Below are 12,314 nucleotides of genomic sequence, written 5' to 3'. Positions count from 1 at the left end.
TTTGTCAGGCGGGGACCCGACGGGTCTGCGCTGTCTTGGGGGGACGGCCGCGGCCGGCCGGCTCCCACTTCCCGGACTCGGGGTTGAAGATTTCGAGCCGTGTCTTCTTGGGCTCCTCGCCCTGGGACTCGGCCGGCGTCTCCGGCCGCGGCGCGAGGAGGGAGCGCCCGTGGATGAGGCTCTGCCGCAGGGTCGCGGCCTCGTTGACCAGCTCGCCGAAGAGGCGGTCGACGAAGGTCTCCGCCAGTTCCAGCGTCCGGTTCACCGCGGCGACTTCACCGGCCGTGAGCGTGACGTCGGGGGCGTCGCTGACCACGAGCGCCATCTGCCCGTCCGGCTCGACCTCCATGGCCGCCTCCGCGGGCGGCTCGTGGTCGGGCAGGTGCTGCCAGGTGATCTCCAGCAGCATGCGGGACAGGTCGTGGACCGGGATGCCCTCCCGCAGGGCCGCCGCGGCGGCGTCCGCGGTGACTCCGTCGAGGAACTGGCCCTCGTTGGACAGCACCAGCAGCATCGGGTTCTCGGCCTTGGCGAGCTTTCCCACCATGCCGAGGTCCGGGTCGACGCAGTTGATGTAGATGTCGTCCTCGGGGTTCTCGACGTTGCCGAGGATGTCGTCGGTGCGCTCGTTCATGGTCTCGTCGAACAGCACCTGGTACGGCAGTTCACACCGCACGACCCATTCCCAGAAGGCGTGGATGCCCTGGGAGGTGACGGTCTCGCCGGCCGGGATGAGCGCGTGCAGCTCGTAGCGGTCGGAGGGGGCGAAGTAGCCCTCGTGGTCCTCGGCTCCGAGGGCGAAGTGCGCGTTGAGGGTGTCGACGATGAGGTTTCCGGCAACCTCCGCGTTTCCCAGAATCCCCAAGGTGACCGGACGCAAAGCCATATTTTCCTCACATGGGTTGATCGGGTGGGGTGTCAGCGATAGTGCCTGTGTTGACCCGTAGGAAATAGGTGCGACAGGGCATTTTGTTTAAGACCACTCGCTTGGCCCAGTCTCGGCCGTATGAGTGAGACAGCGGCTTTCACCTCACGGGCCTGGCATTGGCATCCCCCGTCCGGACCTGCCACGCGTCACGGTGGCAATTCGGGGAGTCTCACTCTTACGGCTGAGGAGGTGCAGGGTGCCGGCGATCGAGGCAGCCGCCATTACCGTCTGAAAATCCCGTCCGATCCACCGGTCCAGGGCGACCGCGACCCCCAACGCGGTCAGGGCTTTCGCATAGGCCGAGACCGCGTCAGGGATCGGCAGCACCGAGCACAGGGCGCCAACTAGCGGGCGCACGAGGCACTCCCATACGAAGAACGTGGCGAGTGCAAGGACGATCAGAGAGAGCATGGCGATTCCCGGGTCACGGGGCGCTGGCATACACGAGCCGATAGGAGGCGCCCACGCCGATCTGCCGTTGAATGAGCTGATCGAGACGGTACTGACTGACCCTTTTTCCGCGGTAATAGTGCGAGCGGGAGTCCCCGGGGGTGCCTTCCCATACGTAGTCGGCCGAGGGCTCGTTGCCGTCGAAATAGGGGGCGAGCTTGTCGGCCTGCTCGACCAGGAGGTGGTCGTAGCGGAACGTCAGCGGGCCGACGTTCGCGTACGGCCCGTTCTTCACGAGGGCCTGCCACAACTGCCCGTCCCACTGGACCAGGGCGCCGGCGGTGTAGGGGGCGCTCTGGGACCACGTCGGCTCGGCCGTGGGCGCCTCCTCCTGGAGCTGCCAGACGGCGTCGCTGGTGCCCGGCGTGACGGCCGCGTAGACGCTGGCGACGTCGTCGGCCGCGTAGCCCAGGTAGAGCCGGAGCGTTCCGCCGTACGTGGACGACGTCTTGAAACTCACCCACAGCCGGGTCCAGACCGAGTTTCCGGTTGGATCGAAAATCGGCGTACTCGTGCCGCGGATGATGTTTGTGCCGTCGCTGGCGAAAAGCGTGACGGGTACCTCGCCGGCCATCGGCAGGACGTAGATCGAGGCCGTGTAGACGGTCTCGGGCCTGAGCCGATCGACGAGGGCCGGCTGAGCGGTCTGGGAGATGACGCCGGTGCGTGGGGACGCGCCGTTGACCAGGGTGGCCGTGGGCACGGTCGTGATGCTGTACTGCGCGGCGTTGCCAACGATGCCGCCCCCGGTGGCCAGCGTCAGGGCGGAGGTCACCGATCCGTCCTTCTCCTGGCCCCAGCCCCAGAGCGAATTCTGGAAGCTGGGGTTTTTCGCGTAGTTCACGCGGGTCGCCCGCACTTTGATGATCAACTGTCGCGGCGGCTGCCACGCCCTGGCCGGTGAAGCCCCGCCGCTCTTGGTGGCCAGCGTGGAGGGCACCCACAAGCGGTGCTCGTCCACGTAGAACTGCACGCGCGAGGCGCCGCCCGAGCTGAGGCGAGGGACGACGGCGGCCCAGGCGGCGGTGGCGTCCATGGTGTGCGTGGCCGTGGCCTGCTGCCACCTGTAGCCGCCGGCTGAGGTCACGGTGCTGCCGGCCGCGAAGGTGCCGAGGAGGTTGAAATTCGCGTCGAAGCGCAGGACGGCGCAGCGGATGTCCAGGCCGGCCGTTTCCGTGGCGACGGAGATCTGGGCCTGGTAGGTGACTCCGGGCTCGACGCGTACCAGTGCGGCTTGCAGGGGTTCAAGGGTGAGGGAGGCGGGGGCCGGCACGGGGGTGCCGCCCGATACGCCGGTCCCGTTGGGGTTGTCCGGCGTTCCCTCGCCGGGGAGGAATGTCCTGTATTTGACGTCCGCGTACGTCTGCCGCTTGGCCATCAGGTTCGGGTAGCTGCCGAACTGGGCCACGGCCGCATATGAGTTGTCGGCCGGCGGGCTCTGATAGACGAACTTCCCCGAATACTCGCCGCACGAGGTGTACTCGTTGGTGCGGACGTACGTCATGTGGGCCGTCTCGCCACCGCCCCCGACCGGTGTGAACATCAGCCGGCCCTCGTACGAGGACTGCTCCAGGTCGAACAGGTTGGAGCCGAACTGGCTCGTGTCGAGGTCGATGCCCGGGGGCGTGCGCTCGAACTGCGCGTAGGCGATCTGCTGCGTCTCGCCCACGGCCATGGCCGACGACGTGATGCCCAGGCGGGCGTAATCGAACGTCCCGTAGATCCCGCCGATCGGGCCCGGGGCGTAGTTGTGGTTAGGGGACTCGACTGTCAGTGAGAGGCGCCGCCAGGTGTTGGTCGGGTCGGTGCCGCCCAGGCGAATGACGGCTGAAGTGGCGTGGCTGAAAGCTGGATCGGTCTGCACGGATGGCCCGTACGGCACGACCGCGAAATCGGTGAAGGCGCCGGGAACGTCGGAGTAGGTCAGGGCGATGGCGCCGTTTCCTACACTCTGGCCGGCGTTCATGGCGATCTGCGTGATGAGCCGGAGGGCCGGGGTGAAAGCGCCCGTGCTCGGCGTGGTGCCGTCCAGCAGGATCGGGATTGCGACGGTCATGTGCGGACCCTTTCGAGCAGCCCGTACCCGAGCGCGGTGTTGTTTCGGGTGTCGGAAACGCTGGCGAGCGTGCGCCAGCCAGACCATCCGCGGGCCTCGACGAGGATGTCTCCGGACCGGTTGCGCACGCGCATCCGCTCGCCGTAGGCGATGGGCGTCCAGGTGGCGACGACGGCGACGGTGACCGCGGTGACTGTGCCGCCGGAGACGGTGACGGTGGTGTACGTCAGCCGGTCACGCGAGGCCAGCCAGTAGGCGGAGGCGTTGTACCGGAAGGTCAGGCCGTGTTCCATCAGGGCCTGGCTGCCGTCCGGCGCGGACATGAACGTCGCGTAGACCTGCTCGCCCTGCTGTCCGGCCGGAGGGGTGGGGTAGACCCAGTCCCGCTGGAAGAACATGACGCGGCCGGCCTGGCGCTCCAGGGCGGATGCGGAGTTCCAGGCCGTCGGACGTACGACACCGCGAGTGTTGGCCCAGGTGCCCCAGGCCGTGACCCAGGGGATGGCCACGCCGTGGGTGCCTGCTGTCGGCACCGTCCAGCCGGCGGGCGCGCTGCCGGTGGCCTGCGGGTAGGTCGGCGTCGTCTCGAACCGGTCGAACAGCATCTGGGCGTCGGACTGCACGAAGCCCAGCCCGCCGTAAGTGCCGTTGGAGTTGTACCAGTTGATGAACAGCCGGACGTCCTCGCCGGTCGCTGTCGAGGTGCGGTTGTGGTAGAGCGAGTAGGTGTAGCGCTGGATATTCAGCCCGCACCAGCGCCACCACAGGTTGTCGGTGCTGTAGCCCGTCGGGTAGATGCCCAGCGAAGGCCGCGCGGCCTCGTAGAGGTGTCCCCGCCAGGAGATCCGGGCGCCCTTCTTGTACGAGCGCGTCGGGGACCAGGAGACGACCTTCGGCGTGTAGACCGAGTCGGTCAGGATGCGGCTCGCCTCGGGAGTGAAATTCGACCGGTAGGGCGTGAAGCGCCACTTGTCGGGGTTGAGGTCGGGCTGCCGGCCCACGCTCTGTGTGACGGCGACGTACACCGGAGCCGTGGCCCAGCCCAGGGGATTCCAGGTGACTGCCTGCCCCGGGTAGTAGGTCTCCGAGGTGCTCCAGGCGGTGGTGCGGACGGGGCCGGAGAGGAAGACTTCGCGCGTGCCGGCGGTGCCGAGGGCCGTGTAATTCAGGCTGTTTCCGCTGCCGGGGCTGCCGGTACCGACCGATGCGCCCTGTGGGGAGATCCACCAGTCGGGGGTGGCGGTGGCGGTGACGTCCGGATTGACGGCGCCGCCCGGGATCAGCAGGTTCCAGGAGCCGTATCCCGCAGTCAGCGGATTCCACTCGGTCTGGGTGTCTTTCAAGGTGTTGGGCGTGATGGCCTGCCAGTAGGTCGCGGACTGGGCGTGGCCGGTCGGCGTGACGTTCAAGTTGACGCCGGTGCCCTGGATGAGCAGGTAGGAGATGGTGATGTCGTAGCCCTTGGACAGGGCGTTCTTTGCGGTGCTGGTCAGAGTGAGGGTGTTGCCGGTCGCGGTGAGGGTGAAGGTGCCGACGACCGCGACGGGCACCTGCTGTCGCGAGGAGCTGTAGAGGTCGATGGGGGTCATGCCGCCGTCGACTCCGTTGACCTTCGCGCTGATGATGCCGCCGGCGGGGTCGGCGATCAGGACGGCGAGGACCGTGTAGGTGCCGGCCGCCGGTGCGGCGAAGGTGTACGTGAGGGTGTCGCCGGCCGCGGCGTTGCTGAGGCGGACGTAGCCGGGGTAGGGGTCGGCCACCCGATCGGGGTCTTTTACGATCGATCCGGTACCCGTCCGGACCGGGTTGGAGCCCGTGTAGGACAGGTAGGCCGACTCGCGGCGGGGGGTGCCGATGGCCGCGTACAGGGTGCCGTTGTAGGTGACGATGTCCGAGTAGAGCTGGGAACCGACGGTGGTGTAGTAGACCTTGTCCCGCTGCCAGTCGGGGTACGAGGGGCTGGCGAAGGCGGCCTCGTCGAGATCGTGCAGCTCGTTGTAGCCGATCAGGACGTCCGAGTCCCAGCCGGTGAGGGCCTTGACCAGCTTCTGGGTGGACTCCACGCTGCCGCGGTCCCGCTGGATCAGTGCCGCGTTCGCCACGTAGGAGCGGCGTAGCTCCGGCAGTGCCGGCATACGGTCGTTGACGCCCAACTCATGGGAACGCAGCATGAGTTGGCGGTCGGTGCAAAGCATGACGTTGTTGATGCGGAGCAACTGGTCGTGCTCGCATTTGATGACGTCAAAGAAGTACCCGAAGATCCGGCAGAAACGCAGGAGTTGCTCGTTCACCGGAATGCTCGAAGCGGTGCTTTCGACCACGTCGACCTTGTACGGGCGGGGGATGTGGTCGTAGAGAAGCTCGCTGTGGGTGAAGTCCTTTACGGCCAGGCCGACGCAGCCTCCGCACCGGTACCACGACTCCGTCATGCCGGTGAGGGTCCAGCTCCCCGGGTTGGTGTCGGGCTGGAGGCCCGTCGAGTTGGCGGAGGCCACGTACACCTTGCCGCTGTAGGTGGCGAGGTCGCCGGGGTAGTAGGCGGTGGCGGAGTCGTAGACGTCGGGGGCCGTGCTGACGAAAACGGCGTAGTAGTAGACCCGGCCGGGAACCGCCGAGTCGTCGAGGAAGCGGTTCGTGGGGTCACCGCTGCCGCCGCCAACTCCCGCGCTGCTTTCGAGGATTACCCAGCCGTCGTCCTCTGTCTCCGGGATGCCGTACGAATTGCGGACCAGGCGCAGCCGGCTCCAGGACTTCACCCCGGCAAGGATCTGACTGGAGTTCGCCTGGATAGGCGTCTCCCACGAGACCTCCAGGGCCCCGTACCCGCGCTGCTCGGCGGACATGGCGGATTCGAAGGAAACGAAAAGCGGTGCGCCGTAGAGAGTCTTGGCGTAGATATCGAGTTCGTAGACGCCCATCGTCACCTCACGTCAGGTCGCGTACGAACGACACGGAAATGTTGCAGTTTGCGTCCACGGTGTTGTCGCTCGCACCGTGCTGGCTCACCTGAACCTGAATGGGCACGCCCTTGTTCCAACGCCCCTGCCAGGAAAGGTTGATGCGGTGGCGAATCCAGGTCTGCGTCTCGATGAGGCTGTCCTGACCGGCGATTTCCTCTGAGCCACGCATCAGCCGGACGTGCACGAAGTGCAAGTCGTTGGCCTTTCGTACCGTGGAGTCGGCCCAGACGTTCACCGAGACGTCCCAGAACCCGGTGAGCGGTGAGTAGATGTTCGATCCGCCCTGGTACATCTTGTTGGGGTCGAAATCGGCCGCACCCCACTTGAACGGAACCCATTTGCCCTCGCCGGCAGGGATCTTCATACCCGGGGCCCGGATGACGGCCGCGGCCGGCTTGAAGGGCTTGCTCTGCCCGGACTGCCCGGCCAGGAGCTGCGTCATGAGAGACAGCCACGTCACCTGCTGCTGCATCGCCTTGAGCCGGTCGGCCACGGACGCATAGGTTTTGGCAGCGCCGAAGTTGGCAATGGGCGCTGGGGTCTTGACGGTCATCGTGCCGGTCTTCGGCGGCCAGGTCGTGCTCCCGCCCGGTACCCAGCCGGGCCAGACATGCGGGTTGGCGCCCACCGTGCGCTCGACGGCCGCCATCTCGTTCTGCAAGTCATTGACGTGGGCAGCCCAGATGACGTCGACGTTGTCGGTCTTCGGTGTGAACGACCGCACCGACATGGGATATACAGCGGGCATGGTGCGGGCTCCTATACTCCGCCGCTGGCGGTGATCACGATGTTGCCGACGATCGGGATTTCGTTGTCGCGGCATACGACGTCGGCCGTGCCGCTCTGCGTCAGATCGGAGCGCGCCATCATCTGAATGACAGCCCAGTCCACTCCCGGGACCTCCTGAATGGCTCGGTAGAGGTGCGAAATGGAGACCCGTGAACCGAACGTGGTTTCCGGCGGGGTGAACACCCTCTGAATGGCTTGCTGGACCGCGAGCTTCACCGTGTCGCGTCGGTAGCGGGGTTGCACCGAAATGAGGACCGGCAGCGTGGTGGAGCCGATGTTGACCGGGACCAGCGTGCCGTTGACGACATTGACGACCACGCCGGAAAGGGAGCGGGCCTGCACGTACTGGGCGACCGCGTCTCGCTGTCCTTCGCTCGGCAGGATGTTGTTCGGACCGATGATGAAGATGGTCACCGCGCTGGCGGAGCGGACTACCGCACGGGCATCTGCCACGCCGGCGACCGTCAGGGCGAGGTCGGCGTAATCCGTGGCGCTGACCGCCCGGCCTTGGGTCCGGAAAACCCTGGGCGCGTTGATGCGGATCTGGTCGATGGTCTCCTCGTCGGCACCGCCGGCCATCGGGGAGGACCCGGCGACCACCACTCCGGGAACTGACTCGGAGAGATCCGAGATGGACCCTTGCGGCACGTTGCCGTACGAGCCACCGCCGGTCCGGTAAGCCGCTGCGATGGTCAATCCGGTCGCCGGCACCGCGCCGTTGACCCCGTCGCCGAAAGTGACCTGCGTGACGCCCCGGTCATCCGTTGCCGCAGTGAAAATCAGGTCGGACTCACGGGTCAGGAGGAAGTTGTCGACCCTCGTCCACTCCGTGCCACCTACGCCGTCGTCTACGAAGACCCGCACCGTGTCGAGCAGCACGGGGGCCTGGGCCAGCGTGAACACCTGCGACTTGGTGCCGTCGCTGCTGCCGATGTCCTCCACCCGCACGGTCGTCGCCGGCTGCCCCGAGGTCGAGGCGTACAGAGCCAGCGTCCGGTCGCCCTGCGTGGCACCCTCAGCCACCAGCGCGACGGCCTGGGGCACGGGGGAGGTGTACGCCGGCACGATGACGTCCGCAGTCGTCTCGTACGTGACCGGCCGGTCGAGAGAGGCGATGTACGAGGTGATGACCTGGGTACCGGCCGGAAGGGTGAGCGGAGAGGTCAGTCCTGGCGCCGGGCTGAACGCCACCTGACCGGTAGCCGGGATCGCGGTGTGCGGCTGGTACCCGAGCTGCTGCGCGATGGCGACGACCGAGGAACGCTGGGTCGCCGTGGCAAGGAATCCCTCGTCCACGATGCGGTCCTGGTAGAACGACACGATGTCGCCGAGATACGAAAACAGCTCGACCATGACGACGCCGAAATCCGCGGGGGACCGGGACGTCCATTCGGGAAGCACCTGCTGTGCGTACGCCAGCAGTGCATCGCGATAGCCCGTGAAATCGCGCGACGTGTAGTCGATACTCGCTACCGACCCGCTGTCGACTGCCACCAGGCACACTCCCTCTCGGTCCCCGCCAGCGGGATCGAGTTAGAAATGTGTGCCGGCTGATATTCGGATTCTACGGTTTTACGCGAAGCTCCGTTAATGGCCTACCCGCCGGCCGCAACCACGGTGCCGCCTACGAGGACCCCCACGGTTCGCGTGGTGTCCAGCTCGGCGTTCGGCACGTCGGATCGCGAGACCTGGACGTTGACCCGGACCGACCCGGCCTCGTCGTCGACATCAGCGGTCACAGCGGACACCACGGCGCTCGGCTCGAACGCCCCCACGGCGTCGATGACCGCCCGCTCAAGCTGCGCGTGAGCCGCGTCCGCGTTGACCGCGAACAGGGCGGCCGAGGTCGGTACCCCGTACGTGGCACGCATGACTCGCTCACCAGGATGCGTGCCCACCAGGGCATGCACACGGTCCACGAGCTGCTCGCGCTGGTCGGTGGTCGAGGCCACTGCCCCGGTGTGGTCGATGGCGAAAGGCGTGGTCATCGCCACGCTGACGGAGGTGTCCACGGCCCCGGTTACCCGAATGACCGGCGGAGTCTCGTGCTGTTCCGCGGTAAGCGGAACCTGGGCCGCGGCCCGCTTGATGGCATCTCCGAAGGAGAAAAACGGCGGCAGTCGGTTGGCCGGGTTGCTCACGGCCGCCGTCGACAGGTCCCCGCCGGCGTAGAAGCTCTTGCGCAGGGACCGGGTGAGGTCGACCTGGACGCCGGCGCGCAGGCGCGTCCTGTTGACGATGTTCTGCGGGTCGCTGCCCTCGAAACGCAGGGGCGGGGTGTCGACGATGAACCCCGCAACGGTCAGCTCCTGACTGACCAGAGCCACCAGGACGTCGTCGAGCCCGGAGACGTAGGCGACCTCCTCGCTCTCTCGCTGGTCCTCCACTCCGCGGAAGCTGATTGCGCGCAAGCTGTTGCCGACGTTGACCTGGCAAAACGGCTCGTCGAACGTGGTCGCCGACAGGCTGAGGGTGGCGGCGGTGAGGTCGCTCAGGGCCTCGAAGGAGTAGTACGCGCCGGTTACGTCGGCGCAGTACACCGCGAGCTGCGAGGTGGGCGGCTCCATCGCCCCACCGTGAATGGCGATGTAGATCAGGTAGTCGCCGGTGCCGTACCGGTTCTTGATGTCGTAGTCGATGCCGAGAGTTTTCACGGCTGCGAGGCTGCGGAAATAGGGGTACGTAGTCACGGCTGCTCCTCAGATAAGGCGGGCCCGGATGCCGGTCAGCGACATGTCGTAGGTAGGGGCGGCGCCGCCAGGGAACAGCGCGGTCAGGTCTCCATTGGTTTCCATGGTGATACGCGCTGAGGGTGTGTCGTGCTGGCCCACAGGAATGGCGACGATCCACTTGTTGTCGAAAGACGCGGAACTGCTGGCCCCCTCCGTCCGGTAGACGGCCGTGACGGTGTACGTCGTCCCAGGCGTCATGCCGGTGACCTGGCGCGAGTTGACGGCCGTGGTGTTATTCGTGCCCTGGAGTTCTGCGGAGCGGTTGTCGTCGCCTTCCGCAATGACGGTCGCGCCTTGGAGGACCCGGACACTCATCAGGCAGCGGCCCGTGGCCGTGGTGTTCTGCATCATGGCGCCGAAGACGACCGCGGCCTGTCCCGAGGCCGGCGCGATGAAGGTGAGGCTCGGGCCGTTGGCGTCGGTGACGTAGGTCGCGCTCGTGGTCGAGATCGTGGTGCGGTGCTCCGCGTAGGCGGTCTTCGAGTTGTACGCCGTGCGGTAGATGGTGGCCGTCGTCGCGCGGGTCCGCTCGATGGGCCGGGCAAGGTCAGGCAGGCTCGCGAATTTCACCGCGCTGCCCGTCGCGATGGATTCGGCGGTTTCCACCGAGCCGGACAGTTCGACCATGCCGTCCGCGGTGGTCCGGTAGAGCGGCGTGCCGGCCGACGACGCCACCCACCCGGACTCCAGCGTCAACGGCGTCCAGGGCGAAACGCTCTGCTGGGGCCAGTAGAGGGGGTAGTTCAGGTCCCCGCCCTCGAACGCCACGGTGACCTGGTCGCCGGACACGACGGTGCCGAACGAGACCGGTTCGGCCCACCCGGAAACGGCCGTCCCGGTGACCTGCGGGATGCGCAGCCGTACGCGGCGCCGGTGCTGGGGATCGTTGGTGGCAATGACGATGCCGGCGTACACCCCGGACGTGCTCACGTCGTCCCTCCCGTGTACGCGGCCCGCCAGCGCCCGGAGACCAGGACTGTGGGGGCCGCGGGCTTCGGCCGGCTCTGGACGCCCAGCGTGAGGCCGCGGACGTCGTCGCGACCCACCACCAGCGTCGTGGTGTACGTCGACTTCTGCGGGTACACCGGGTTGATCCCCAGCTTGTGGACGGCCGACCGGACCATCCACAGCCCTGTGTTCACGTCCCCGATTCCGGCGCCACGCAGCTCGACGATGGCCCCGGGCTTCAGCCGCGGGTCGCCGTTGACCACGGCACGGGCCTCCACCCACAGCCAGTCGGCCTCCGCGCCCAAGAGCCGCTGCGACTGCGCGTAGGAGTCCGCCGGCCGCGTGCTGTACTGCGAGGTCAGCAGCGGGTCGACGGCCCGGCCCTGCACGGTGGTGCGGTCCTGGGTGAAGGTGCTCTCGGTCAGGACGCTCGACACCCGGTTGAACGCGGTCGTCTTGTAGCGGGCTCGCAGGCCGCCGGCCGGATCAGTGTCGCCCACCACAGCGCTGAACTCCCGCAGAGTGTCGATGGCGCCGGGGGTTTTGCGCTGCCAGAAAACCGGCCAGGTCCCGTCCGGGCTCTGCATGACCGTGCGACGGGTGACGAACCACAGAGACGTGTTGTCGCAGTAGAGCCGGTAGCCGCTGCGGTCGGCCAGGTCGTTGAGGTACTGCCAGTCGCTGCTCGCCTGGGTGCTCTGTTCCCAGACGTACGAGGTCGCATCCACACGGGGCTGAAGGTTGTACTCCCGGGCGATCTGGCGGGCCGCGGCCGAGGCCGTCGTGCCGGCCCAGCTTCGGTTGCGGCGCGTCTGCATCGGCATGCTCGCCCCGGTCAGCGTGTACACCACCGGCACCTGCACAGCGTGCCCGAACCGGGGGTCCGTCTCACTGCCCACAACACGCGACGAGGCGACGTACCCGTACCAGTCGGCGGAGTCGTCCGCGTACCAGCCGAAACGCAGGTGCACGGCCGTGTTCTCCGGCCACACCGACCCGGCTGGCGTCCGCCATGCCTGCGAGGGGAAAGCGGGGTTGTAGGTGTGCATGACGGTCAGCTCGACGACCTGGTGCGCGCCCTCGTCCTGGTAGACGTCCACGCTGGACAGCCAGGCGCCCCGCTCCAGCCCAGGCGTGCGGCAGAGCAGGTGGGGCCGGTAGACCTTACGCCACGCCACGGGGCACCAAGATCTGCTGGCCGGCCTGCACCTGGCTCCAGTCGAGGATGTTCGGGTTGGCCTCCGCGAACATCCACCAGGAGGACTCCGACCCGTAATAACGGGAGGCGACGTAGTCCACGCGTTCGTCGGTTCGCCAGCGGTAGTCGGTCACGCGCAGCGTCTGTGCGGCGGGCCGGCGAGGCATGACGGCGAGTTGGAGTTTGCCGTTGCGGTCGGGGACCAGGGCGGTCTCGTTGCGCTGGTAGCGCGAGGTGATGTCGATGGCCATGC

At 67.3% G+C, this 12,314-nt stretch carries 9 protein-coding genes; all 9 read right to left on the bottom strand.

Annotation, left to right across the window (positions count from 1 at the left end; all coding sequences use genetic code 11):
- Window positions 1–4: 4 nt before the first annotated feature.
- Entirely contained in the window at window positions 5–886 is an 882-nt protein-coding gene (locus tag OG595_RS14540) for a hypothetical protein (RefSeq protein WP_329271985.1), read from the bottom strand.
- Between the two features lie 466 nt (window positions 887–1,352).
- Complete coding sequence (locus OG595_RS14535) at window positions 1,353–3,434, bottom strand: hypothetical protein (protein WP_329271982.1); 2,082 nt, start codon at window positions 3,432–3,434, stop codon at window positions 1,353–1,355.
- Window positions 3,431–6,352 (bottom strand): hypothetical protein, encoded by a 2,922-nt coding sequence (locus OG595_RS14530; protein WP_329271980.1) that lies wholly within the window; start codon window positions 6,350–6,352, stop codon window positions 3,431–3,433. The genes OG595_RS14535 and OG595_RS14530 overlap by 4 nt, the downstream gene beginning before the upstream one ends.
- A gap of 7 nt (window positions 6,353–6,359) precedes the next feature.
- Complete coding sequence (locus OG595_RS14525) at window positions 6,360–7,142, bottom strand: hypothetical protein (RefSeq protein ID WP_329271978.1); 783 nt, start codon at window positions 7,140–7,142, stop codon at window positions 6,360–6,362.
- An 11-nt stretch (window positions 7,143–7,153) separates the two neighbouring features.
- Window positions 7,154–8,677, bottom strand: a complete 1,524-nt coding sequence (locus OG595_RS14520) for a baseplate J/gp47 family protein (RefSeq protein WP_329271977.1) — start codon at window positions 8,675–8,677, stop codon at window positions 7,154–7,156.
- 101 nt (window positions 8,678–8,778) lie between these two features.
- Complete coding sequence (locus OG595_RS14515) at window positions 8,779–9,873, bottom strand: poly-gamma-glutamate hydrolase family protein (RefSeq protein WP_329271975.1); 1,095 nt, start codon at window positions 9,871–9,873, stop codon at window positions 8,779–8,781.
- Window positions 9,874–9,882: 9 nt separating this feature from the next.
- Window positions 9,883–10,845: a phage baseplate assembly protein V gene (locus OG595_RS14510; RefSeq protein WP_329271973.1), complete on the bottom strand. Its 963-nt coding sequence runs from the start codon at window positions 10,843–10,845 to the stop codon at window positions 9,883–9,885.
- Window positions 10,842–12,041: a hypothetical protein gene (locus OG595_RS14505; RefSeq protein ID WP_329271971.1), complete on the bottom strand. Its 1,200-nt coding sequence runs from the start codon at window positions 12,039–12,041 to the stop codon at window positions 10,842–10,844. Before OG595_RS14505 ends, OG595_RS14510 begins: the two co-directional genes overlap by 4 nt.
- Entirely contained in the window at window positions 12,028–12,312 is a 285-nt protein-coding gene (locus OG595_RS14500) for a hypothetical protein (RefSeq protein ID WP_329271970.1), read from the bottom strand. The genes OG595_RS14505 and OG595_RS14500 overlap by 14 nt, the downstream gene beginning before the upstream one ends.
- Window positions 12,313–12,314: the final 2 nt, after the last annotated feature.

Origin of the sequence: Streptomyces sp. NBC_01451, assembly GCF_036227485.1 — a bacterium.
Lineage (GTDB): Bacteria > Actinomycetota > Actinomycetes > Streptomycetales > Streptomycetaceae > Streptomyces.
Note: the sequence above shows the minus strand (reverse complement) of the source record. Positions and strands in the feature narration are given on the sequence as shown.